We start from the raw sequence: 22,123 nt of genomic DNA on the forward strand, positions 1-22,123 counted from the left end.
GTGGGCTGCTCAGGCGAGGTAGGCCGGAGCGCCGACGGGCAGGATAAATCGGAACTCGGCGCCGCCGCCGGGCCCGCGGCCGACGGTGATCGAGCCGCCGTGCGCCTCGACGATGCCTTTGACGATGTACAGCCCCAGGCCGGTGCCACCGCGCTTGCTCCCCCGCCAGAACCGGGTGAAGACGCGCCCCATCGACTCCTCGGGAATGCCGGTGCCTTCGTCGCTCACGGTGACGGCTGTTCCCTTCGCTGTGGGGTCGGTGTTCTTCGTCGGGGTCGCGCCCACCTCGATGGTGACCGTTCCCTCGCCGTGGCGCACCGCATTTTCGAGCAGGTTGCCCAGCACCTGGTCGATCTTGTCCGGGTCTGCCCAGCAATCGGGCAGCGGCTGCTGGACACGGACCAGGAAGCGGTCCGCGGGCTGGCCGTTGGAGATGTGCGCCTGGACGTGCCGGCCTACGGCCGAGGGGAGGTCCACGGGCTGACGGCGCACCTCCAGGCGGCCGGAGTCGATGCGCGAGATGTCGAGCAGCTCGGCGATCAGCCGGGTGATCCGGCTCGCGTCCGCGTCGACTGTCTCCAGCATCAGCTTCTTCTGGTCGTCCGTGAAGCGCTCCCACTTGGCGAGCAGCGTCGCCGTGAACCCCTTGACGGAGGTCAGCGGGGACCGCAGTTCATGGGCGACGGTGGCTATCAGCTCGGCGTGGCTGCGTTCGGTGCGCCGCCTGGCCTCCGTGCCGCGCAGGGACACGACGACCCGCCGCACGGGCCCGGTCGGCTCGTGGCGCACGTACCGCGCGGAGACGAGCACCTCGCGGCCGCCGGGCAGCAGCAGGTTGCGTTCGGGCTGCCCGGCGCGGGTGGCCAGTCCGCCGTACGGATCGGTCAGGCTCCACCAGCGCCGGCCTTCGAGGTCCTCGAGCGGCAGCGCGGTCTCCAGGGGCCTGCCGAGGGCGGCTTCCCTGGGGATGGCGGTGATCCGGGCGGCGGCGGCGTTGAAGCAGACGACGCGGCCGTTCTCGTCCGCGACGGCGAGGCCGTCGGGCAGGTCGTCGGGATCGATCCCGTGTCCGTCCTGCGCGTACCGGTGCGGTAAAGCCTCGTTCGCCCGCGACGGACCGCTCGTGCCGACAGCCATCCCCGTATCCCACCTCTTCCGAATGGCGGTGGGGGTGCCTCCCCGCCCAAGGGGGTCCCCTTGTTCGGGCGAAGCCGAGAACCTGGGGAGAAGCCGAGAGCGTGGGGGAGGGCCCCCGAGCCCGCCACCCTACTAGCTGGAGGTGACGCTGCGGCACCCTCCGGAAGCGCGCTGCGCACGAGCGGAGGCGTAGAGGCACACGGCGGCGGCGGTGGCGAGGTTGAGGCTCTCGGCCTTTCCGTGGATCGGGACGCGCACCACGGCGTCGGCCAGCGCCCGGGTCTCCTCCGGCAGGCCCCACGCCTCGTTGCCGAAGACCCAGGCGGAGGGCCCGCCCATGGTGCCCGCGTCCAGTTCGTCGTCGAGGTCCTCGTCACCCGCGCCGTCGGCCGCCAGGATGCGTACGCCGGCGCTCTTCAGCCCGCTGACGGCCTGCTCGACGGGGACGCCGACGGCGACCGGCAGGTGGAAGAGGGAGCCGACCGAGGCACGGACCGACTTCGGGTTGTAGAGGTCGACGGAGGCGTCGGTGAGGACGACGGCGTCGGCTCCGGCGGCGTCCGCGCAGCGCAGCACTGTGCCGGCGTTCCCGGGGTCGCGGACGTGCGCGAGGACTGCGACCAGCCGGGGCCCGGCCGCGAGGATCTCCTCGAAGGGCGAGTCCAGGAAGCGGCAGACGCCGACGATGCCCTGCGGGGTGACGGTCTGGGACACCTCGGCGAGCACCTCGTCGGGGGCCAGGTGCACGCGGGCTCCGGCGGCGCGGGCGGCGGCGACGATGTCGGTGTACCGCTCAGCGGCCTCGGCGGTGGCGAAGAGCTCGATCAGCGTCGGTTCGCCGTCGCTGCGGTGCTCGACCGCCTCGCGCACGGCCTGCGGCCCCTCGGCGATGAACCGGCGCTCCTTGCCGCGGAAGCTCCGCTTGGCCAGCCGCTTGGCGGCGGTGACGCGCGGGGATCGCGGGGAGATCAGCTCGGGGGTGCCCATGGTCGGCGGCTCACTTCTCTGCGTATCTCTGCGTACGAAAGGGGTCGTGCACGTCCGGTACAACGCACCGGACCCGCAGGCGGCGAACGCCTGCGGGTCCGGTGGACGAAGAGGGGCTGCCTGGAATCAGGCGGCGGTCTTCGGGGCGTTGACGTCGCTCGGGAGCGCCTTCTGGGCGACCTCGACGAGCGCGGCGAACGCGTTGGCGTCGTTGACCGCGAGCTCGGCCAGGATCTTGCGGTCCACCTCGATGTTGGCGGCCTTCAGACCCTGGATGAGGCGGTTGTACGTCATGCCGTTCTGGCGGGCAGCGGCGTTGATGCGCTGGATCCACAGCTGACGGAAGTCGCCCTTGCGCTTCTTGCGGTCGTTGTAGTTGTAGACCAGGGAGTGGGTGACCTGCTCCTTGGCCTTGCGGTACAGGCGCGAACGCTGACCGCGGTAGCCCTTGGCCGCCTCGAGGATTGCCCGGCGCTTCTTGTGGGCGTTGACTGCCCGCTTGACGCGTGCCACTTGTTAACTCCTTGTAGCGGGGCCGCGGTGGAACTCACACGGCCCGGAAACGTATTGGTCTCGGTCGGTCCGACGAGGGGCTCCGGTCACCCGGAGCCGCGACGTCACTTGCCGAGAAGCTTCTTGATCTTCGGGGCGTCCGCCGGGGACACCACGACAGCGCCGGTCAGCGAGCGGGTCTTCTTGGAGGACTTGTGCTCCAGGAGGTGGCGCTTGCCTGCCTTCTCGCGCATGACCTTGCCGGAGCCGGTGACCTTGAAGCGCTTGCTGGCACCGCTGTGCGTCTTGTTCTTCGGCATAGCGCCGTTCTCTCCTCGTCAGTGGCGCTCCCCCGGTGCGTGTACCGGAGAGCGGGAGCGTCAGTCAGTGATATGGGGGCTGGGCTTCCTGGCCGAACCCGGGGCCACCTGGATGGCAGCCCCGCGGATCACGCTTCGGAAGGGGTCTCGGACTGGGCCTCGGCCGGAGCCTCGGCGACCTCGTCCGCCGACTCCGCCTGCTCGGCGTCGTCGGTCGCGCTGCCCTGGCGTTCGGCCTTGCGGGCCGCCTGGGCCTCGCGTGCCTCGGCCATGGCCTCGGTCTTCTTCTTGTGCGGGCCGAGAACCATGATCATGTTCCGGCCGTCCTGCTTGGGATTCGACTCGATGAAGCCAAGGTCCTCGACGTCCGAAGCCAGACGCTGAAGCAGTCGGAAGCCGAGCTCGGGGCGGGACTGCTCACGACCACGGAACATGATCGTGATCTTGACCTTGTCGCCCTGCTTGAGGAACCTGACGACATGACCCTTCTTGGTGTCATAGTCGTGCGGGTCGATCTTCGGCCGGAGCTTCATTTCCTTGATGACCGTGTGCGCCTGGTTCTTGCGCGCCTCACGGGCCTTCATGGCCGACTCGTACTTGAACTTCCCGTAGTCCATGAGCTTGCACACGGGCGGACGGGCGGTCGCCGCGACCTCGACCAGGTCGAGGTCGTACTCCTGCGCAAGCTCCAGGGCCTTCGCAAGAGGCACAATGCCGACCTGCTCGCCGCTGGGTCCGACGAGTCGCACCTCGGGAACGCGAATCCGGTCGTTAATGCGGGGCTCAGCGCTGATGGATCCTCCTCAGTAGCACCACACGACTGTCTGGCAGACAGCCGCGTAACGTCTGTTTCGTGAGACCAACCTCAGGGAGCCATGAAAAATGCCCCGGACGGGAACACAGGCGGGGCTCCTGGAAATACCGGAGCACCACCGCGCATCAACCGCGGGGCGCACATCGAGCGGCGCTCCATCGTCCGTACGGAACGATGGGGACCGCTTGACCGGTGACCCGCCGTCCGTGAGGACAGCCAGGTGGGAGATCGGAGCCTCCACTTGTGGGCCGGGCACACAGGTGTCCGGCCGGTCGTTACACAAGGTTAGCAGCTCCGCCGGGAAGCGGCGACCCCGGTCGCGGCGGTGGCCGCCCGCGGGGCGGGGCATATCGTGTGCGTCATGAGTGACGCGACCTCCCCCAATGAATCTCCCGACTTCGACGCCATGACGCGCGACATCGCGGAAGTACCGGCAGTCGAGGTGATCGTTACGGTGGCGGTCAACCTGATGAGCGCCGCCGCCGTGAAGCTCGGTCTCACCGAGGACGGCGACGAGCACAAGGACCTCGACGAGGCCCGCAAGCTGGTGCACGCGCTGGCCGGTCTGCTGGACGCGAGCGCGACCGAGATCAGCTCCTTCCACGCGGCACCGCTGCGCGACGGGCTGAAGTCGCTGCAGCTGGCCTTCCGCGAGGCGTCGGCCGTGCCGGACGAGGTCGGCCAGGGGCCGGGCGAGAAGTACACGGGCCCGGTGTACGGCTGACCGGCCCCTTCACTTCTTACCCGCGTACGAACAAGGGCTCGCCGGGAGGCGTGGCACCGGCTGGCAGCAGTGCCAGGTCGAGGCCCCGCACCAGGCGGGCCCTCAGCGTTTCGTCGGCGGCCAGGGCCCCGGCGACGCGGCGGGCCGCCCCGGCCGGTTCGGCTCCTGGGGCGAGGACCAGCGCGAGGGTGCCGTCGGCGCTGCCCGGTCCGAGGTGGGCGCGCAGCACGGCGGGCTCGGCGGCGACGGCGGCCCGTACGGCTTCGGTGACGGCCGGGTCGTCCAGCGGCACCGCGCTGGTGCGGCCCTCGGCGGCGGCGAGCAGCGCCGACCCGGTGAGCTGGTACGGCACGGGGCCCGCCAGGTCCAGGACCAGCGTGTCGGCCCGCTCGTGGGCGACCGCCTGAAGCGCCTGGTGCAAGGGTACGGCGACGGGGCGCGCCTGGGGGTTCCAGCGGGCCAGGGCCTCGGTGGAGGTGAAGGCGGGCAGGGCGCGGCGCTCGCCGGCCTGGAGCGTCGGCACGGCCATGTCGCTGCTCTTCTCGCGCCGCAGCCCCGTCTCCTCGTCGGTCTCGGCCTCGCCGAGCACGGCGACGACGGGGACCAGGAGCCGGGCGCCGGCCAGCGCGGCGAGCACCTGCGGCTCGGCGGCCGGGTCCTCGGCCCAGGCGGCCAGCGCGGCGCTGAGCCGCGGGTCGGCGGTGCCGTCGTCGTCGGAGAAACCGGGGTCCGGGATGTTCTTGAGCGCCACGTCACGAGACTATCCGCCGGGCGGCGCGGGTTTCCGCACGGGGCCCACGGGCACCGCCCCTGACGTGAAGCTCTCCTACGCCGTCTCCTCGTGCACGGGCCGGGACGACGCCTGGCACGGGGACGGGCGCTTCCCCGCCGCGAGCGTCGTCAAGGTCGGCATCCTGGCGGCGCTGCGGCCATGATCCGGCGCAGCGACAACGACGCGGCGTCGGCGCTGTGGGCGGCGATCGGCGGCCCGGCGGGGCTGGACGCGGCGCACGCGCGGCTCGGCCTCACGGAGACGACGGCGGACCGGGCCTGGGGGCGTACGCGGACCACGGCGCGGGATCAGGTGACCCTCCTGCGGGCGGTGTTCGGGAACGCCGGGGGGAGCGGGCGGGGCGGCCGGGCGGGTGTGCTGGGCGAGGATGCGCGTACGTACATCGCGGCCCTTATGGGGCAGGTCGCGCCGGGGCAGGACTGGGGCGTGTCGGCGGCCGGCCGCGGGGCCGCGCTGAAGAACGGGTGGATGCCGCGGGACGCCACCGGGCTGTGGGCGGTGCACAGCGTCGGGCGGGTGCGGGCGGCGGACGGGCGGGTGCTGCTGATGGCCGTGCTGTCGGAGGGGCACGCCACCAGGGAGGCGGGGATCGCGGTGGTCGAGCGGACGTCAGTGGAAGTGGCGGGAGGCCGTGGGACGGCTGGTGCGCCACAGGGCCACCGCGCCGGCCAGTAGGAGGGCGCCGGCGCCGCCGGCCGCGGGGGCGAACCAGCCCGCCGGTTCGCCGGGCTGGCGCAGCGGGTCGGGGCCCGCGCCGAAGTACTTCTCGCCGTGCGGGGCGGAGGCCGGGCGCAGCCGTGCGGGGCGCAGCTCGGCGGCGGCCTCCAGCGCGGCGGCGGGATCGACGAAACCGTAGCCGCGGGCGTCGTCGCGACCGCCCTCGGGCGCGTTGCGGGCGGTGTCCGCGAGGAGCTTCTTGATCTGGGCGGGGGTCAGGTCGGGGTGCGCCGCGCGGATCAGCGCGGTGGCGCCGGAGACGAAGGCTGAGGCGGCGCTCGTGCCCCAGCCCTCGTAGTAGCGGCGGTCCGGGTCGGCGATGATCACGTCGACGCCGGGGGCGCTGACGGTGGCGTACCAGCGGCTGGTGGAGAAGGAGGCGTGGGTGCCGGATCTGTCGACGGCGGCCACCGCGATCACGCCGGGGTAGGCGGCGGGGTACGAGATGTGGTCGCCCTCCTCGCCGCTGTTGCCGGCGGAGGCCACGACGACGGCGCCCTTGGCCAGGGCGTACTGGACGGCGGCGTCCTCGGCGGGCTCGGGGTGGGCGGACTTGCTGTCGTCGCCGAGGGAGAGGTTGATGACGTCGGCGCCGTGGTCGGCGGCCCAGCGGATGCCCTGGGCGAGGGCGTTGCCGCGGGTGCTGCGGGCCCGCTTGCGCGCCGGGTCGCCGCCTTCGAGGATCACCCGGACCGGGAGGATCTTCGCCTCGGGCGCGATGCCGACGACGCCGTCGGCGCGGCCCGGACCGCTGCCGTGGCCGGCGATGATGCCGGCCATGGCGGTGCCGTGTCTGGCCCAGGCCCGGTCGCCCTTCCCCGCGCCGAAGCCTATGAGGTCCTTGCCCTTCAGTACCCGGCCCGTGAGGTCGGGATGGCTGCCGTCCACGCCGGTGTCGAGCACGGCGACGGTGACGCCCTCGCCCTTGGTCGTACGCCACGCCTGCTCGGTGTGGAGGGCGTCGAGCGCCCACTGCTGGGCCCGGATGCTGTCGGCGTACGCGGCCGGCGCGGGCAGCACGGCTACGGCGACGGCCACCAGGGCGGCTGCGAGGGCGCGGCGGGCGGTGCGGCGGGGGGCGGCGGCGCGGGCGGTCTCGGCGGGCGGGGCCGCCGAGACCGCCCGGACGGGTGCGTGGTGGGCGGGCGTGCGGGGGGCGTCGGTCGGGTGGTTCATCGGGGCGGCTCCGTGGCCGGGTGCGCGGTCCTGCGGAGACCTCGTTCGATGCGGTCGGCGACGCCCTTCGCCTCGTGGCCGAGGCCGGCCTGGGCGGGGGCGTTCGTCGCGCCGGCGACGGTGGCCCGGCCGGCGGGCTGCGGGTCGGGGACCGTGCGGCCGTCGGCGAAGCCGGAGACGGCGTACACGACGACGGGTACGTCGGTGAGCACGCGCACCGTCCAGCTCGCGCGCTGCCGGGAGCCGAACCCGGCGGCGGCCGTTCCCTCGGCGGGGTAGGTGCGGGGCATGAGGTCCGTACGGTCGCCGAGGCCCTCGGTGGTGAAGCGGGTGCGCAGTGCCGTCATCGCGGAGGCGTCGGCCTCGGTGAACAGCAGGCCGACGGTGGTGACGCCGCTGGTGGTGGCGTCGGTGTAGGTGGCGCGCAGGAGGCGCAGGCAGCCGACCGGCTCCAGCGCCTTGAGCAGCAGCGGGTCGAACGCCTTCGCGCAGCCGCTGTCGGGGGCGACGGCGATGCGCGTCCAGACGCGGTCGGCGCCGCCGGGGCCCGCGCCGTCGCCTTCGAGCGTCGGCGGGAAGAGCTTGTCGACGGGCGTGCTGTGCCAGAGGCCGCGTGCCTCGGCGTACCCGCTGGGCGCGGCGGCCTCGGCGTCCGCGCCTCCGGTGAGCCAGCTCCCGGTGACCGCGCCGCCGATCAGTCCGACGCCCAGTACGAGGCAGGCCGCGGCGGCGGCGACGCGGGCGGGGCGGCGGGTGCGGACCGGTCGCAGCCGGGTGGTGGTCTCGGCCGGCGTCTCGGGCGCCGGCCAGTGCCGGGGCGCGGCGAAGTGGGCGGGCCGGGGCGCGCCGGGCTGCGGGCCCAGGTCGATGGAGCCAACGGGCCTGCGACGGGGCGCGACGGGGCCGCCCGCCGGCGGGGCCGCGGGCGGCGGCGGGGCCTGCGCCGGCAGCGCGCCCGGCGCGGCGGGCACGGGCCGGAGGCGCGCGGTGGTCTCGGCCGGGGTCCCGCCGGGCACGGCATGCGGCGGCATCGGACCGGGGTTCCGCGGCGACGGGGCGGGGGCGGCGGCCGTCTCGACGCCGGAGGGCTCTCCGCCGGTGACGGGGGCGGAGCCGGGATGGCGCTGGGCCGCAGGAGAACCAGCGCTCGCGCCGCCGGAGGGCCCGGTGGGAGCGGCGCCGGGGTGCCGGCCGCCAGCGGATGCCGGGGGGCGCGGTGCGGCAGGGGTGTGCGCGCGCTGCTCGCCCGGTGGCGTCGGTGCGCGGTGGGGCGGTGCGGCGGGGGCGGGCGGGATCCGGTCGCCTGCGGGCCGGCCCTGCGGCGTACCCGTGCTCTGCGGGGGTGTCGGCGGGGTGGAGGCCGCAGGGGGGTGCGGGGGCCGGGTCGGGGGGAGCGGGGCGCGGTGTGCCTCGGTGTTCATCCGCCCCCCAGTTCATGGTCCGCCCGGCCTGTGCCCCGCGGTGCCCGATCGCCTTTCGGGGCAGGTCCGTTCGAGCCGTCCTCACCGCGTGGGCGTCACTCTACGGGCTGACGGGGGACCGGCGGGAACCAGTCCCCGGCCTCGCGGCATCTGACCGGATGATCCCCCTACCCAGTGGTAATCCGCTCTGGCAAGCTCTGGCCATGACACCGCGCGCTGCCGACCGGGCCAGGTACGACCGGGCCACCGCCCACCTCGACGCTCCCGTCGCCGTCGTCGATCTGGAGGCCTTCGACGAGAACGCCGCCGACCTGGTGCGCCGGGCCGCCGGCAAACCGATCCGGGTGGCGAGCAAGTCCGTACGCTGCCGGGCCCTGCTGGAGCGCGTACTGGCGCGCGACGGGTTCGCGGGCGTCATGTCGTTCACGCTGGCGGAGTCCCTGTGGCTCGCGCGCTCGGGCTTCGAGGACGTCCTGCTCGCCTATCCGTCGGCGGACAGGGGCGCGTTCGCGGAGCTCGCCGCCGATCCCAAACTGGCCGCCGCCGTCACCGTGATGGTCGACGACCCGGCGCAGCTGGAACTGATCGACCGGGCGAGGGACGGCGGCCGCGAGGAGATCCGGGTCTGCCTGGAACTGGACACGTCGCTGCGCCTGCTCGGCGGCCGTGTCCGGATCGGCGCGTTGCGCTCGCCGCTGCGTGAGCCCGCCCAGCTCGCCGAACTGGCCCGGTCGGTGGCCCGCCGCCCCGGTTTCCGGCTGGTCGGCATCATGGCGTACGAGGGTCATGTCGCCGGGGTCGGCGACGCGGTCGTGGGGCGGCCGCTGCGCTCCCGGATGATCCGGGTCATGCAGGACGCGGCGCGCAAGGAGCTCGCGGCCCGCCGGGCGGCGGTCGTACGGGCGGTGCGCGCCGTCGCCCCGGAGCTGGAGTTCGTCAACGGCGGCGGTACCGGCAGCGTCCAGCACACCGCCGCCGAACCCGCCGTGACCGAGATCGCGGCGGGCTCGGGGCTCTATCTCCCCCGGCTCTTCGACAACTACTCGTCGTTCAGGGGACGGCCCGCCGCCCTCTTCGCGCAGCCCGTCGTCCGCAGGCCGGGCGTGGGGGTGGTGACGGTGCTCGGCGGCGGCTACCCCGCATCGGGGGTCGCCGGGCCCGACCGCTCGCCCGTGCCGTACCTGCCGGAGGGTCTGCGGTACGACCCCCAGGAGGGGGCCGGCGAGGTGCAGACGCCACTGATCGGCTCCCCCGCCGACGATCTGCTGATCGGTGACAAGGTGTGGTTCCGGCACGCGAAGGCCGGCGAGCTGTGCGAGCGGTTCGACGCGCTCCGGCTCATAGAGGGCGACGCGGTGACGGCGACCGTGCCGACGTACCGGGGTGAGGGGCGGACCTTCCTGTAGGGCGGGAGGCCGGGCCGGGCGCCCGGCCTCCCGTTCACGGGCTAGAGCGGGGTGACGTACGCGCCCGCGATGCCTCCGTCGACCAGGAAGTCGGTGGCGTTGACGAACGACGCGTCGTCGCTGGCCAGGAACGCCACCGCCGCCGCGATCTCGTCCGCCTCCGCGAAACGGCCGACCGGGATGTGCACGAGCCGGCGCGCCGCCCGCTCCGGGTCGCTGGCGAACAGCTCCTGGAGGAGGGGGGTGTTGACCGGCCCCGGGCAGAGCGCGTTGACCCGGATGCCCTCGCGGGCGAACTGCACGCCCAGCTCGCGCGACATCGCGAGGACGCCGCCCTTGGACGCCGTGTACGAGATCTGGGAGGTCGCCGCTCCCATGATCGCGACGAACGACGCGGTGTTGATGATGGAACCGCGGCCCTGGCGCTGCATATAGGGAATGGCGGCCTTGCAGCAGAGGTAGACGGAGGTGAGGTTGACGTCCTGGACGCGCTTCCACGCCTCCAGGCCCGTGGTCAGGATCGAATCGTCCTCGGGCGGCGAGATGCCGGCGTTGTTGAACGCGATGTCGACCGAGCCGTAGGTGTCGTACGCCGCCTTGAAGAGCGCCTCGACCTGCTCGGCGTCGGTGACGTCGACCCGTACGAACGTGCCGCCCACCTCGTCGGCCGCGGCCTTGCCCGCCCTCTCGTCGATGTCGCCGCAGACGACGCGCGCGCCCTCGGAGGCCAGGCGGCGGGCGGCGGCGAGGCCGATGCCGCTGCCTGCGCCGGTGACCACGGCGGTGCGGCCGACCAGCCGGCGGCAGACGGCGGCGTCGGTTCCGGCGCTCTCAACAGTTCCGGTCATGGTCTCAGGCCTCCGTGCTGATGAAGATGTTCTTGGTTTCGGTGAAAGCGGTGAGCGCGTCGGGGCCCAGTTCGCGGCCGAGTCCCGACTGCTTGTAGCCGCCGAAGGGCGTGGAGTAGCGCACGCTGCTGTGGGAGTTGACGGACAGGTTGCCCGCCCGGACGGCCTGGGAGACGCGCAGGGCACGGCCCACGTCCCGCGTCCAGATGGATCCGGACAGCCCGTATTGCGTGGCGTTGGCGAGGCGGACGGCGTCCTGTTCGTCGTCGAAGGGCAGGACCACGGCGACGGGGCCGAAGACCTCCTCCGTCGCGGCGGGCGCGTCCGGGCCGGTGCCCGTGAGGACCGTCGGCGGGAACCAGAACCCGGGTCCCTCGGGGGCGTTGCCCCGCAGCGCCGGCGCGTCCTCGGGGACGTACGAACGCACGCGCTCCAGCTGGGACCTGGAGATCAGCGGACCCATCTGCGTCTTGTCGTCCGACGGGTCACCCACGACGACGGCCTCGATCGCCGGCGCGAGCAACTCCAGGAAGCGGTCGTACGCCGTGCGCTGGACGAGGATGCGCGTACGGGCGCAGCAGTCCTGGCCCGAGTTGTCCAGGAAGGACATCGGGGTGGCGGCGGCGGCCGTCTCGATGTCGGCGTCGGCGAAGACGATGTTGGGGCTCTTGCCGCCGAGTTCGAGCGTCACGCGCTTCACGCGGTCCGCGCACTTGGCCATGATCTGCTTGCCGACGCGCGTCGATCCGGTGAAGACGATCTTCGCCACTCCGGGGTGCTCGACCAGGGCGTCGCCCACCACGTCGCCCGCTCCCGGCAGGACCTGGAACAGGTGCTCGGGCAGCCCGGCGTCGAGGGCGAGTTCGGCGAGCCGCAGGGCGGTCAGCGGCGTCGTCTCTGCGGGCTTGAGGATGACGGCGTTGCCCGCGGCCAGGGCGGGTGCCGTGCCCCAGGCCGCGATCGGCATGGGGAAGTTCCAGGGGGCGATGACGCCGACGACGCCGAGCGGTTCGAGGAGGGTGATGTCCAGGCCGCCGGCGACCGGGATCTGGCGGCCGCTGAGCCGCTCCACTCCCCCGGCGGCGAAGTCGAGCAGGTCGCGTACGTTGCCCGCTTCCCAGCGCGCGTTGCCCAGGGTGTGGCCCGCCTCGCGAACCTCAAGCCGGGCGAGTTCCTCGACGTGCTCGTCGACCGTGGCCGCGAAGCGGCGCAACAGGCGGGCGCGGTCGGCTGGGGCGGCGGCCGCCCAGGCGCGCTGCGCCGCGGTGGCCCGTACGACGGCCGCGTCGACGTCCGCGGCGGTGGAGGCCGCGACGGTGGCGACGACCTCTTCGGTGGCCGGATTGAGGATGTGGTGCTCGAAGGTCACGGCGGGCCTCACAGTCGTTCGAAGGAGCGGCGGAGCTCCCAGTCGGTCACCGCGGAGTCGAACGCCTGGAGTTCGACCCGCGCCATGTTGCGGTAGTGCGCGACGACCTCGTCTCCGAAGGCGGCCTTGGCGATGGGGCTGTTCTCCCAGAGCTCGGCGGCCTCGCGCAGGGAGGTGGGGACGTGCGCGTAGTCGCCGGTGTAGGCGTTGCCGGTGCAGACCTCGGGCAGTTCGAGCTGGTGCTCGATGCCGTGCAGGCCGGCCGCGATCAGACCGGCCACGGCGAGGTACGGGTTGACGTCGCCGCCGGGGAGCCGGTTCTCGAAGCGCATCGAGCGGCCGTGTCCGACGACGCGCAGCGAGCAGGTGCGGTTGTCGTGTCCCCAGGCGACGGCGGTCGGGGCGAAGGAGCCGGGCTGGAAGCGCTTGTAGGAGTTGATGTTGGGCGCGTAGAGGAGGGAGAAGTCGCGCAGTGCGGCGAGCTGCCCGGCGAGGAAGTACCGCATGACGGGGGACATCCCGTCGGAGGCGGCGGCGTCCGCCATGACGGTGCGGCCGGCCTCCTCGATGGACTGCAGGGAGAGGTGGATGTGGCAGGAGTTGCCCTCGCGCTCGTTGTACTTCGCCATGAAGGTGAGCGAGAAGCCCTCCTGCGAGGCGATCTCCTTGGCGCCGGTCTTGTAGACGGCGTGCTGGTCACAGGTGACGAGGGCCTCGTCGTACTTGAAGACGATCTCGTGCTGGCCCGGATTGCACTCGCCCTTGGCCGACTCGACGGTGAGGCCCGCCGCGGTCATCTCGTTGCGGATGCGGCGCAGGAGGGGTTCGATGCGGCCGGTGCCGAGGACCGAGTAGTCGATGTTGTACTGGTTGGCGGGGACGAGGTCCTTGTAGCCGCGGTCCCAGGCCTCCTCGTAGCTGTCCTTGAAGACGATGAATTCGAGCTCGGTGCCGACGTGCGCGGTATAGCCGTGCTCGGCGAGGCGCTCCAGCTGGCGGCGCAGGATCTGGCGGGGTGCGGCGACGACGGGTGAGCCGTCGTTCCAGGCCAGGTCGGCGACGAGCAGGGCGGTTCCCTCGTTCCAGGGCACGCGGCGCAGCGTGGAGAGGTCGGCGTGCATGGCGAAGTCGCCGTAGCCGCTGTCCCAGGAGGACATCTCGTACCCGTCGACGGTGTTCATCTCGGTGTCGACGGCGAGAAGGTAGTTGCAGCCCTCGGTGCCGTGGTCCAGTACGTCGTCGAGGAAGAACTGGGCGGCGAACCGCTTGCCCTGGAGGCGACCCTGCATGTCGGGAAAGGCCAGGACGACTGTGTCGATCTCGCCGCTCGCGACGAGGGCGCGGAGCTCCTCAAGAGCGAGCGGGGGTGTGCGGTCTGCCACGGAAACTTCCTCCTTCGGTCAGCCGGAAGCCATAAGGTATTGCTGAAGACCATTGCTTGGGAAGGGGAAACCGCAACGTGGCGAGCGAAATCGATTCCGCGGACCGCCTGACGCCGGTGCTGCGCCCCGTGCGGGCGGGGAACGGCTTCGAGGAAGCGCTTGAGCAGATCCTGCAGGTTCTGCGCCTCGGCCTGGTGCCCGTCGGGGAGCGGCTGCCCGCCGAGCGCGAGCTCGCCGACCGCCTGCGGATCAGCCGGGTCACCCTGCGCGAGGTCCTGAAGGTGCTCCAGGACCAGGGGCTCGTGGAGAGCCGGCGCGGCAGGTACGGCGGAACGTTCGTACTGCCGCGCCCGGACGCCTCCGGACAGGACGAGCTGCGCCGGCGCGTGGCGGCCGTCGACGTGGAGGACGCGCTGCGCTTCCGCGAGGTGCTGGAGGTGGGCGCGGCCGGGCTGTGCGCGGCGTACGGGCTGGGCGACGAAGGCGAGCGGCGGCTGCGGGCGGCGCTCGCGGCGACGCACGACGCTCCGCTGGCGGACTACCGCAGGCTGGACACCCTGCTGCACCTGACGCTGGCGGAGCTGTCCGGGTCGCCGACGCTGACCGCGCAGTACGCCGCCGTACGGGCCACGGTGAACGGGCTGCTCGACTGCATCCCGCTGCTCGTACGCAACCTGGAGCACTCCCAGCAGCAGCACGCCGCACTCGTCGAGGCGGTGCTCGACGGCGACGCGGACGGGGCGCGCGAGGTGATGCGCGAGCACTGCTCGGGCACGGCCGCACTCCTGCGGGGCTTCCTCATGTGACCCCGGCCGCGCTCCACCGGCGCGCGCCGGGCGATGCGGATCCGTAACAGCTGCTTGCCGCAGAGGGCTTGCGCGGGGACCTGCCGAACCACAAAGGTATGGCCACCCACCATTGACCCGAGGCAGGAGCGGCTCATGGCCGACAGCACCGACTCGCGCACCCCACCACCCCCCGCGGCGCCGGCCTCCCCCGACGCCGCCGCCGACAGCGGCTACCTGCAGCGGCGCACCCTGCGCCGGGGCAGCGCCGGATGGCTGCTGCTCACCGGACTCGGCGTCGCCTACGTCGTCTCCGGCGACTTCTCCGGCTGGAACATCGGCCTCGCCGAGGGCGGCTTCGGCGGCCTGGCGATCGCCACGCTGCTGATGGGCGTGATGTACGCCTGCCTGGTCTTCTCCCTGGCCGAACTGTCGGCCGTCCTGCCCACGGCCGGCGGCGGCTACGGCTTCGCCCGCCGCGCGCTCGGCACCTGGGGCGGCTTCCTCACCGGCACCGCCATCCTCATCGAGTACATCCTGGCTCCCGCGGCCATCTCCATCTTCATCGGCCAGTACGTCGAGTCCCTGAACCTCTTCGGGCTCACGGCCGGGTGGCCCGTCTACCTCGCCTGCTTCGCCGTCTTCATCGGCATCCACCTGTGGGGCGTCGGTGAGGCGCTGCGCTTCAGCCTCGTGGTGACGGCCATCGCCGTGGCGGCGCTGCTGATCTTCGCCGTGGGCGCGTTCACCGAGTTCAGCGCGGAGCGGCTCAACGACATCCCGGTCGACGCCGGGGCGTTCGGGGCGAACTCCTGGCTGCCGTTCGGACTGCTGGGGATCTGGGCCGCCTTCCCGTTCGGCATGTGGTTCTTCCTCGGGGTCGAGGGCGTGCCGCTGGCCGCCGAGGAGGCCAAGGACCCGGTGCGTTCCATGCCGCGTGCCCTGGCCATCTCCATGGCCGTCCTCGCGCTGCTCGCCCTCGTCACCTTCTTCGCCGCCACCGGCGCGCGCGGCTCGGCCGCCGTCCAGGACGCGGGCAACCCGCTGGTCGTGGCGCTCCAGGGCGACGGCGATCCGACCGCGCTCAGCCGCTTCGTCAACTACGCGGGCCTGGCGGGCCTGGTCGCCTCGTTCTTCTCGCTCATCTACGCCGGGTCGCGGCAGCTCTTCGCGCTCTCCCGGGCCGGCTACCTGCCGCGCTTCCTGTCCCTGACGAGCAGCCGCAAGGCCCCGTACCTCGGGCTGCTCATCCCCGGCGCGATCGGCTTCGCGCTGGCGGCGGGCACCGGTGACGGCGCCCGGATGCTGAACATCGCGGTCTTCGGCGCCACCATCTCGTACGCCCTCATGGCCCTCTCCCACATCGTGCTGCGCCGCCGCGAGCCCGGCCTGCACCGGCCGTACCGCACGCCGGGCGGCGTGCTCACCTCGTCCGTGGCCTTCGTGCTGGCGCTGTCCGCGCTGGTGGCCACGTTCCTCGTGGACAAGGACGCGGCGTTCATCGCGCTCGTGGTGTACGGCGTCGCCCTCGCCTACTTCGCGTTCTACAGTCGGCACCGGCTCGTCGCCACGGCGCCCGAGGAGGAGTTCGCCGCCCTGGCCGAGGCCGAGGCGGAACTCGAACGCGGCTGACCGGCCGGCCGACGTACCGCCGCCCGCCCCGAGCAACACGCCCCACACCGTCCGGAGGATCCGTGTCCAAGCCGCTCATCGGCATCAGCACCTACCTGGAGCCCGCCAGGTGGGGGGTGTGGCACCTGCCCGCCGCCCTGCTCCCCGCCGGGTATCCGCGTCTCGTGCAGGCGGCGGGGGGTCTCGCGGCGATGGTCCCGCCCGACGCGCCGTCGTACGCCGAGGAGGTGGTGGCCCGCCTCGACGGCCTGGTCGTCGCGGGCGGGCCGGACGTCGAGCCCGTACGGTACGGCGCCGAGCCGGACCCGCGCACCGGGCCGCCGGCCCGGGAACGGGACGCCTGGGAACTCGCCCTGATCGACGCCGCACTGGCGTCCGGCACACCGCTGCTCGGCATCTGCCGGGGCATGCAGCTGCTGAACGTCGCATGCGGCGGCACCCTCGTCCAGCACCTGGACGGCCACACCGGCGGCCCGGGCGTCTTCGGCCGGCACACGGTGCGGCCGGTACCGGGCACGCGTTACGCCTCGGCCGTGCCGGAGGAGACCGGCGTACCGACGTACCACCACCAGGCCGCCGACCGGATCGGTGACGGCCTGGTGGTGTCGGCGTACGCCGAGGACGGGACGCCCGAGGCGCTCGAACTGATCGGCGGACCCTGGGTGCTGGGGGTCCAGTGGCACCCGGAGGCGGGTGAGGACGCGCGGGTGATGGAGGCGCTGGTGGCGGCTGCCGCCGTCGGCCGTTCGGTGCTGAGGGAACAGCAGGTCCGGGTCTGACATCAGGGGGCCGGGGGCGGCCTGTCACGCTCCGCGCTGCGGAGTTGTCGCCCTGACAGCCGCCGCGCGCCTCGCCATCGGCGTATCGGGCATATCGCGTCGGCGCATCTGCGTACGGGCCGGGGTGCGCCGCGCCGGGGCCCGAGCGGCGCGGCGCTGAGCGGCGGGACCGCCACCGGCTCCGATCGGGCATCGGACGCGACGTCAGATGCGGCCCGCCAGCAGGCGCGTGACCGGGCCCAGGGACCGCTGTTCGGCCTTGCGGCCCGCCACGTACGAGGCCGCGCCGATCGCCACCGCACCCGCGCCCGCACCCGCGACGACGGCCTTGCGGGCGTTGAGCAGCACCCAGGCGGTGGACGCGGTCGACGCCACCTTGCCGGCCGCGGACCCGAGGGCCTGACGGCTCGCCTCGACTCCCTTGAGGCCGGCGGCCTTCGCGGAACCGGCCATGTTCGCCGCCTTGGCGGTGGTGTCGGAGGCGGCGGCCTTCGCCGTGCCCGCGGCCTTGCCGGTGGTGCCGGAGGCGGCGGACTTGGCGGTGCCGGCCGCGTTGGCGGCCTTGCCGGTGGCGCCGTTCGCGGCGCGCGTCGCGGTGGCGTTGGCCTTGGTCTTGGTGTTCTTGTCCTGTTCAGTCATACCCTTCGGGTATCCGTTCGAGGCCGTGACAAACAGTCAACCCTTTTCCCGCGCCGGACGCGTCAGGCCCAGCAGGTCACGAGCGGGCCCGGTGGGCTTCGGCCCCGTGGGCCAGACCGCGCGCAGATCGCGGCTCAGCCGTACGCCCTCGACCGGTACTTCGACCAGGCGGCGGGACGCCAGCTCCTCCCGAACGGCCAGTTCACTCAGCACGCTGGGCCCGGCGCCGCTGACGGCCGCCGCCTTCACGGCCGTGGTGGAGGCGAGTTCGAGCAGGGGTACGGCCAGCCCTCCGTACCCGGCCAGCGCCGCGTCCAGAACCTGCCGGGTGCCGGAGCCCTTCTCGCGCAGGATGAGCGATGCCTCCGCCAGTTCCCACGCGGCCACCGGGCGGCGCCTGCGGGCCCAGGGGTGCTCCTTGGCGGCGACCACGACGAGCCGGTCGTGTCCGATGACGACCCCGTCGAGCCCGTCGGGCACCGAAAGCCCTTCCACGAAGCCCAGATCGGCCTCCCCGGAGAGCAGGCGCTGCGCGACGGCCGAGGAGTTCCCGGCGAGCAGCGACACCGCCGTACCCGGGCGCTGTCCGTGCAGCGCGATCAGCCAGCCCGGCAGCAGGTACTCGGCGATCGTCATGCTGGCCGCGACGCGCAGCCGCGAGTCCCGCCGCCCGCGCAGCGCCTGCGCCCCCGCGTCGAACGCCTCGGCCGCCTCCACGACCCGGCGCGCCCAGTCGGTGACGAGCGAGCCCGCCTCGGTGAGGCGCGAGCCGCGCGGCGAACGGTCCACGAGGGCGACGCCGAGCTGGCGTTCCATGGAGCGGATGCGGCTGCTCGCGGCGGGCTGGCTGATGCCCAGCTCCCGCGCCGCCCGCCCGAGGCTGCCGAGCCGGGCCACACCGAGCAGCAGCTCCATCGCGCCGAGGTCGGGCACCCGGTGGGCGAGCGGAGCCCGTTCGCCGGACGTGGGACCGGGCTCGTGGCCGGCGCCCGGCCCGTGACCCGCTTCGGGACCGTGACCGCGCTCGTGACCCTGACCGTTGACGCTCATAACGTCAGTTTATGACCTCATACACCTACCGTCTCTGGCGGGGGCCCCTTCGCGCGTCCACCGTGGGCGTATGGCCATCTGTGCGCAGCCGCGTCCCCTCGTCGTCTCCCCGCGCCTGCCCGCGCTGCGCCACCTGGGCCCCAACTGGTACGCCGCGGTCATGGGCACCGCCATCGTCGCCAACGCCGGCGCGGCACTGCCCTTCACGGTCGCCGGCGCGCGCCCGGTGCTCACCGGCGTATGGGCGCTGTCCGCGGTGCTGCTCGGGGCCCTGCTGCTCGCGCGCGCCGGCCACTGGACGTACCACCGCGACCAGGCGGGGGCGCACCTCCTCGACCCCGCGGTCGCCCCCTTCTACGGCTGCCTGGCCATGGCCCTGCTCGCGGTCGGCGGCGCGACCGTGACGGTGGGCGCGGACGCCGTCGGTCCGGAGGCCGCCCTCGCCGCAGGCGCGGTGCTGTGGTGCCTGGGGACGGCCGTCGGCCTGACCGCCGCCGTCGTGATCCCGTACCTGATGGTCGTACGCCACCGGGTCGAGCCCGGCAGCGCCTCGCCCGTGTGGCTGCTCCCGGTGGTGGCGCCGATGGTGTCGGCGGCGCTGGGACCGCAGCTCGTCCCCCACCTGCCCGCGGGCCAGTGGCGGGAGGCGATGCTGCTCGGCTGCTACGCCATGTTCGGTCTGAGCCTGCTCGCCACGCTGCTGATGCTGCCGCTGATCTTCGGCCGGCTCGTCCACGGCGGGCCGCTGCCGCTCGTGCTCACCCCGGCACTGTTCCTCGTCCTCGGACCGCTCGGCCAGTCGACCACCGCCGTCAACGCCCTCGCGGACGTGGCCCCGGGCGCGACGGGAGCGCCGTACGCCGACGCGCTCGGCGCGTTCGCGGTTTTGTACGGCGTGCCCGTGATGGGCTTCGCGCTGCTGTGGCTGGCGCTCGCGGCGGCCATGGTGGTGCGGGCGGCCCGCGGCGGCATGCCGTTCGCCATGACCTGGTGGGCGTTCACCTTCCCCGTCGGCACGTGCGTGACGGGCGCCGCCGGGCTCGCCCGCCACACCGGGCTCGACGCCTTCGGCTGGCTGGCGGCGGCCCTCTACGCGGCGCTGGTCCTCGCCTGGGCGGTCGCGGGCGTACGGACGCTGCGCGGCCTGGTCAGCGGAGCGCTGCTCGCAGCACCCGGGGCGCCTCGGCCAGGGACGGCCCGTACCAGGTGAGGTGGCGCCCGCTGACGAGCGCGGCGCGCAGTCCGGGGAACGCCTCGGGGCCGTCGTCGGCGGTGAAGCGGTAGGGCTCGTCGGGCAGTACGACGAGGTCCGCACCGGCGGCGCGCAGTGCGTCGAGGGGCACGCGCGGGTAGCGCTCGGGGTGAGCGGCGTAGAGGTGGTCCACGCCGAGGCGGGCCAGCAGGTCACCGGCGAACGTGTCACGGCCGAGGACCATCCACGGCCTGCGCCAGATCGGCACGACCGCCTTCAGCCGGGAGCCGGAGAACAGCGGGCCGCTCCACGCCTCCCCCGCCGCGTCGAGCCAGCCGGGCCGGGCGTTCAGGCCGCAGCCGCCGACCAGGACCCGCTCCAGTTCGGCGAGTGCCTCGGGGAGGTCGCGGATCACGGTGACCAGGACGGTGAGGCCGGCCTCGCGGAGGGCGGCGAGGTCGGGCGCGCGGTTCTCCTCCTCGTTGGCGATCACCAGGTCCGGGCGCAGCCGTACGACCGCCTCGACGTCCGGGTTCTTGGTTCCGCCGACGCGGACGACGTCGAGGTCCGCCGGGTGACTGCACCAGTCGGTGGCCCCGACGAGCAGGCCGGGCGCGCTGACGGCCACGGCCTCCGTCAGGGACGGTACGAGGGAGACGACGCGCACGGCGGCCCGTCAGCCGTCGTGACCGGCGTCGCCGCCGTCGAGGCCCGGCCCGGTCTCGCGTTCGTCGTCGTGCCCGACGGTTCCCGCCGCCGCGACGACGAGGATCCGGGTGCCCTCCTCTGTGGCGCGCCACCGGTGCCGTACGCCGCCGGACAGGAACAGCGTGTCCCCGCGCTCCAGCCGGTACGCGCGGCCCTCCGCCTCCACCTCGGCGGCGCCGTCGGCGATGTACATGAGCTCGTCGCCGTGGTGCTGGAACTCGCGTCCGGTGTCCTGCTCCCCGGTGTATTCGGTGGCCCGCAGCTGGTGCCGGCCGCGCACCACGCAGCGCACGGCCTCGCCGCCCGGGCCGCCGTCGTACCGCCCGGCCCGTACGACGTCGACCGTACGGCCCGAGTCGGCAGCGGCGATCAGCTCGGCCGCGGAGGTCTCCAGCGCCTTGGCCACCCTCTCCAGGGAGCGGGTGCTGGGTCTCGCCCGTTCGTTCTCGATCTGGCTGAGGAACGGCACCGAGAGGCCGCTGCGCGCCGCGACGGTGGCCAGGGTGAGGGCCAGGGACTTGCGGCGCCTCCGGACGGCCGTACCGACCCGAAGAGTTTCCTTGTCGTCCATCGCTCCGGCTCCCTCCCTGTCTCGTGGTCGTCAACGCTGAGTGCAGCCTACGCAGCTTCGCCCGCCGGTTTCGTACATACGTCAGGGAAGACCCCCCTGTCCAGGACAGCACCGAGGGGCGGGCCTCGCCACAAGACGAGGCCCGCCCCTTCCGCGAGCTGCGGTGATGCATCCGCGCCCCCGGCTCGGCCGGCGGCCGTCGCTCTTCCCCCGCCGGGGCGTACGGCATGATCGGGGGGTGACGCGACGCCTGATGCTCCTCGACACCGCCTCCCTCTACTTCCGCGCGTACTACGGGGTCCCGGACTCCGTGCGCGCCCCGGACGGCACGCCCGTCAACGCCGTACGCGGCCTGCTCGACTTCATCACCCGGCTCGTCCAGGACCACCACCCCGACGATCTCGTCGCCTGCATGGACGCCGACTGGCGGCCGCACTGGCGGGTGGAGCTGATCCCGTCGTACAAGGCGCACCGAGTCGCGGAGGAGACGGTCACCGGACCCGACGAGGAGGAGATCCCCGACACGCTCTCGCCGCAGGTGCCGGTCATCGAGGAGGTGCTCGACGCGCTCGGGATCGCCCGGGTGGGCGTCGAGCCGTACGAGGCGGACGACGTGATCGGGACGCTCGCGGGGCGGGCCACCGGCCCGGTCGACATCGTCACGGGCGACCGCGACCTCTACCAGCTCGTCGACGACGCTCGCCGGATCCGCGTGCTCTACCCGCTGAAGGGGGTCGGCACGCTCCAGGTCACCGACGAGGCGTGGCTCCGCGAGAAGTACGCAGTGAACGGCCCCGGGTACGTCGATCTGGCGCTTCTGCGCGGCGACCCGAGCGACGGACTTCCGGGCGTCCCCGGGATCGGCGAGAAGACGGCCGCGAAGCTCATCGCCGCGTACGGCGACCTGGCGGGGATCATGGCGGCGGTCGCCGACCCCGCCTCCGGACTGACGCCCTCGCAGCGCAAGCGGCTCGACGAGGCGCGGGACTACGTCGCGGTCGCGCCCACGGTGGTGCGGGTCGCCTCCGACGTGCCGCTGCCCGACTTCCATCCCGCGCTGCCCACCGAGCCGCGCGACCCGGCCGCGCTCGACGCGCTGGCGGCGCGGTGGGGGCTCGGCGGCTCCCTGGAGCGGCTGCTGGCGACATTGCGACGCTAGGCTGCTAACTTAGGTAACCCTA

23 protein-coding genes are annotated in these 22,123 nt (G+C 73.5%); 8 read left to right on the forward strand and 15 right to left on the reverse strand.

The window, feature by feature from the left end:
- Window positions 1–9 precede the first annotated feature (9 nt).
- The 5 genes from AC07FK_RS20410 to infC all read right to left on the reverse strand — a co-directional run bounded on the left by AC07FK_RS20410 (window position 10) and on the right by infC (window position 3,730).
- The gene (locus AC07FK_RS20410) at window positions 10–1,137 is read right to left on the reverse strand and encodes a sensor histidine kinase (protein WP_479106316.1); all 1,128 of its coding nucleotides are present in this window, start codon (window positions 1,135–1,137) and stop codon (window positions 10–12) included.
- A gap of 132 nt (window positions 1,138–1,269) precedes the next feature.
- A complete protein-coding gene (locus tag AC07FK_RS20415) occupies window positions 1,270–2,124 on the reverse strand; it encodes a TrmH family RNA methyltransferase (RefSeq protein WP_479106317.1) in 855 nt (284 codons plus the stop codon).
- 126 nt (window positions 2,125–2,250) lie between these two features.
- On the reverse strand, window positions 2,251–2,637 hold the full coding sequence (gene rplT / locus AC07FK_RS20420; protein WP_028815427.1) for a 50S ribosomal protein L20: 387 nt from the start codon (window positions 2,635–2,637) through the stop codon (window positions 2,251–2,253).
- A gap of 104 nt (window positions 2,638–2,741) precedes the next feature.
- Window positions 2,742–2,936, reverse strand: a complete 195-nt coding sequence (rpmI, locus tag AC07FK_RS20425) for a 50S ribosomal protein L35 (protein WP_028815428.1) — start codon at window positions 2,934–2,936, stop codon at window positions 2,742–2,744.
- Between the two features lie 128 nt (window positions 2,937–3,064).
- Entirely contained in the window at window positions 3,065–3,730 is a 666-nt protein-coding gene (gene infC / locus AC07FK_RS20430; protein WP_479106509.1) for a translation initiation factor IF-3, read from the reverse strand.
- A gap of 381 nt (window positions 3,731–4,111) precedes the next feature.
- Here infC and AC07FK_RS20435 point away from each other — a divergent pair, with 381 nt between their 5' ends.
- Window positions 4,112–4,474: a DUF1844 domain-containing protein gene (locus tag AC07FK_RS20435; RefSeq protein ID WP_138898716.1), complete on the forward strand. Its 363-nt coding sequence runs from the start codon at window positions 4,112–4,114 to the stop codon at window positions 4,472–4,474.
- 16 nt (window positions 4,475–4,490) lie between these two features.
- Here AC07FK_RS20435 and AC07FK_RS20440 read toward each other — a convergent pair whose 3' ends face one another.
- Window positions 4,491–5,225, reverse strand: coding sequence for an SseB family protein (locus tag AC07FK_RS20440; RefSeq protein WP_479106318.1), 735 nt, complete (start codon window positions 5,223–5,225; stop codon window positions 4,491–4,493).
- 180 nt (window positions 5,226–5,405) lie between these two features.
- On the opposite strand from AC07FK_RS20440, the gene AC07FK_RS20445 reads away from it, so the two are divergent.
- Window positions 5,406–5,942: a serine hydrolase gene (locus AC07FK_RS20445; protein ID WP_479106319.1), complete on the forward strand. Its 537-nt coding sequence runs from the start codon at window positions 5,406–5,408 to the stop codon at window positions 5,940–5,942.
- Here AC07FK_RS20445 and mycP read toward each other — a convergent pair.
- Together mycP and AC07FK_RS20455 are read right to left on the reverse strand one after the other, a co-directional pair.
- Window positions 5,877–7,160 carry a type VII secretion-associated serine protease mycosin gene (gene mycP, locus AC07FK_RS20450; RefSeq protein ID WP_479106320.1) on the reverse strand — a complete coding sequence of 428 codons (1,284 nt, stop codon included), beginning with the start codon at window positions 7,158–7,160 and terminating at the stop codon, window positions 5,877–5,879. The genes AC07FK_RS20445 and mycP overlap by 66 nt on opposite strands.
- Window positions 7,157–8,029 carry a hypothetical protein gene (locus AC07FK_RS20455; protein ID WP_479106511.1) on the reverse strand — a complete coding sequence of 291 codons (873 nt, stop codon included), beginning with the start codon at window positions 8,027–8,029 and terminating at the stop codon, window positions 7,157–7,159. Before AC07FK_RS20455 ends, mycP begins: the two co-directional genes overlap by 4 nt.
- Window positions 8,030–8,784: 755 nt before the next feature.
- Between AC07FK_RS20455 and AC07FK_RS20460 the strand changes: the two genes are divergently transcribed.
- Window positions 8,785–9,987, forward strand: a complete 1,203-nt coding sequence (locus AC07FK_RS20460) for an amino acid deaminase/aldolase (protein ID WP_479106321.1) — start codon at window positions 8,785–8,787, stop codon at window positions 9,985–9,987.
- A 41-nt stretch (window positions 9,988–10,028) separates the two neighbouring features.
- On the opposite strand, the gene AC07FK_RS20465 is transcribed toward AC07FK_RS20460, so the two are convergent.
- Genes AC07FK_RS20465 through AC07FK_RS20475 form a run of 3 tightly spaced genes read right to left on the reverse strand, consistent with a single transcriptional unit; the run spans window position 10,029 to window position 13,586 of the window.
- Window positions 10,029–10,835, reverse strand: a complete 807-nt coding sequence (locus AC07FK_RS20465; RefSeq protein WP_479106322.1) for a 3-oxoacyl-ACP reductase — start codon at window positions 10,833–10,835, stop codon at window positions 10,029–10,031.
- Window positions 10,836–10,839: 4 nt separating this feature from the next.
- Window positions 10,840–12,204 carry an aldehyde dehydrogenase family protein gene (locus AC07FK_RS20470; protein WP_479106323.1) on the reverse strand — a complete coding sequence of 455 codons (1,365 nt, stop codon included), beginning with the start codon at window positions 12,202–12,204 and terminating at the stop codon, window positions 10,840–10,842.
- 8 nt (window positions 12,205–12,212) lie between these two features.
- Window positions 12,213–13,586 carry a glutamine synthetase family protein gene (locus AC07FK_RS20475; RefSeq protein ID WP_479106324.1) on the reverse strand — a complete coding sequence of 458 codons (1,374 nt, stop codon included), beginning with the start codon at window positions 13,584–13,586 and terminating at the stop codon, window positions 12,213–12,215.
- Window positions 13,587–13,663: 77 nt separating this feature from the next.
- Between AC07FK_RS20475 and AC07FK_RS20480 the strand changes: the two genes are divergently transcribed.
- The 3 genes from AC07FK_RS20480 to AC07FK_RS20490 all read left to right on the forward strand — a co-directional run bounded on the left by AC07FK_RS20480 (window position 13,664) and on the right by AC07FK_RS20490 (window position 16,782).
- The gene (locus tag AC07FK_RS20480) at window positions 13,664–14,392 is read left to right on the forward strand and encodes a FadR/GntR family transcriptional regulator (protein WP_479106325.1); all 729 of its coding nucleotides are present in this window, start codon (window positions 13,664–13,666) and stop codon (window positions 14,390–14,392) included.
- 135 nt (window positions 14,393–14,527) lie between these two features.
- Window positions 14,528–16,003: an ethanolamine permease gene (gene eat, locus AC07FK_RS20485; RefSeq protein ID WP_479106326.1), complete on the forward strand. Its 1,476-nt coding sequence runs from the start codon at window positions 14,528–14,530 to the stop codon at window positions 16,001–16,003.
- A gap of 62 nt (window positions 16,004–16,065) precedes the next feature.
- Window positions 16,066–16,782 (forward strand): gamma-glutamyl-gamma-aminobutyrate hydrolase family protein, encoded by a 717-nt coding sequence (locus tag AC07FK_RS20490; protein ID WP_479106327.1) that lies wholly within the window; start codon window positions 16,066–16,068, stop codon window positions 16,780–16,782.
- Window positions 16,783–16,986: 204 nt separating this feature from the next.
- Here the strand turns inward: AC07FK_RS20490 and AC07FK_RS20495 are convergent, their stop codons facing one another.
- Window positions 16,987–17,421 (reverse strand): hypothetical protein, encoded by a 435-nt coding sequence (locus AC07FK_RS20495; RefSeq protein WP_479106328.1) that lies wholly within the window; start codon window positions 17,419–17,421, stop codon window positions 16,987–16,989.
- 36 nt (window positions 17,422–17,457) lie between these two features.
- Entirely contained in the window at window positions 17,458–18,336 is an 879-nt protein-coding gene (locus tag AC07FK_RS20500; RefSeq protein ID WP_479106513.1) for a LysR family transcriptional regulator, read from the reverse strand.
- Window positions 18,337–18,541: 205 nt separating this feature from the next.
- Here AC07FK_RS20500 and AC07FK_RS20505 point away from each other — a divergent pair, with 205 nt between their 5' ends.
- Entirely contained in the window at window positions 18,542–19,681 is a 1,140-nt protein-coding gene (locus AC07FK_RS20505; protein WP_479106329.1) for a TDT family transporter, read from the forward strand.
- On the opposite strand, the gene AC07FK_RS20510 is transcribed toward AC07FK_RS20505, so the two are convergent.
- Both AC07FK_RS20510 and AC07FK_RS20515 read right to left on the reverse strand, forming a co-directional pair.
- Complete coding sequence (locus tag AC07FK_RS20510; protein ID WP_479106330.1) at window positions 19,620–20,330, reverse strand: helical backbone metal receptor; 711 nt, start codon at window positions 20,328–20,330, stop codon at window positions 19,620–19,622. The two genes, AC07FK_RS20505 and AC07FK_RS20510, sit on opposite strands and share 62 nt — an antisense overlap.
- A gap of 9 nt (window positions 20,331–20,339) precedes the next feature.
- On the reverse strand, window positions 20,340–20,942 hold the full coding sequence (locus AC07FK_RS20515) for a helix-turn-helix domain-containing protein (protein WP_479106331.1): 603 nt from the start codon (window positions 20,940–20,942) through the stop codon (window positions 20,340–20,342).
- Window positions 20,943–21,195: 253 nt separating this feature from the next.
- On the opposite strand from AC07FK_RS20515, the gene AC07FK_RS20520 reads away from it, so the two are divergent.
- A complete protein-coding gene (locus AC07FK_RS20520) occupies window positions 21,196–22,101 on the forward strand; it encodes a 5'-3' exonuclease (protein ID WP_479106515.1) in 906 nt (301 codons plus the stop codon).
- The last annotated feature ends 22 nt before the right edge of the window (window positions 22,102–22,123 follow it).

Source organism: Streptomyces sp. NPDC046122 (assembly GCF_056429965.1).

Excerpts from the sequence above, each read along its gene's own strand:
- AC07FK_RS20410 (WP_479106316.1), bottom strand. The coding sequence starts at position 1,137 with ATGGCTGTCGGCACGAGCGGTCCGTCGCGGGCGAACGAGGCTTTACCG.
- AC07FK_RS20415 (WP_479106317.1), bottom strand. The coding sequence starts at position 2,124 with ATGGGCACCCCCGAGCTGATCTCCCCGCGATCCCCGCGCGTCACCGCC.
- rpmI (WP_028815428.1), bottom strand. The coding sequence starts at position 2,936 with ATGCCGAAGAACAAGACGCACAGCGGTGCCAGCAAGCGCTTCAAGGTC.
- AC07FK_RS20435 (WP_138898716.1), top strand. The coding sequence starts at position 4,112 with ATGAGTGACGCGACCTCCCCCAATGAATCTCCCGACTTCGACGCCATG.
- AC07FK_RS20445 (WP_479106319.1), top strand. The coding sequence starts at position 5,406 with ATGATCCGGCGCAGCGACAACGACGCGGCGTCGGCGCTGTGGGCGGCG.
- mycP (WP_479106320.1), bottom strand. The coding sequence starts at position 7,160 with ATGAACCACCCGACCGACGCCCCCCGCACGCCCGCCCACCACGCACCC.
- AC07FK_RS20460 (WP_479106321.1), top strand. The coding sequence starts at position 8,785 with ATGACACCGCGCGCTGCCGACCGGGCCAGGTACGACCGGGCCACCGCC.
- AC07FK_RS20465 (WP_479106322.1), bottom strand. The coding sequence starts at position 10,835 with ATGACCGGAACTGTTGAGAGCGCCGGAACCGACGCCGCCGTCTGCCGC.
- eat (WP_479106326.1), top strand. The coding sequence starts at position 14,528 with ATGGCCGACAGCACCGACTCGCGCACCCCACCACCCCCCGCGGCGCCG.
- AC07FK_RS20495 (WP_479106328.1), bottom strand. The coding sequence starts at position 17,421 with ATGACTGAACAGGACAAGAACACCAAGACCAAGGCCAACGCCACCGCG.
- AC07FK_RS20500 (WP_479106513.1), bottom strand. The coding sequence starts at position 18,336 with ATGGAGCTGCTGCTCGGTGTGGCCCGGCTCGGCAGCCTCGGGCGGGCG.
- AC07FK_RS20505 (WP_479106329.1), top strand. The coding sequence starts at position 18,542 with ATGGCCATCTGTGCGCAGCCGCGTCCCCTCGTCGTCTCCCCGCGCCTG.
- AC07FK_RS20515 (WP_479106331.1), bottom strand. The coding sequence starts at position 20,942 with ATGGACGACAAGGAAACTCTTCGGGTCGGTACGGCCGTCCGGAGGCGC.
- AC07FK_RS20520 (WP_479106515.1), top strand. The coding sequence starts at position 21,196 with ATGCTCCTCGACACCGCCTCCCTCTACTTCCGCGCGTACTACGGGGTC.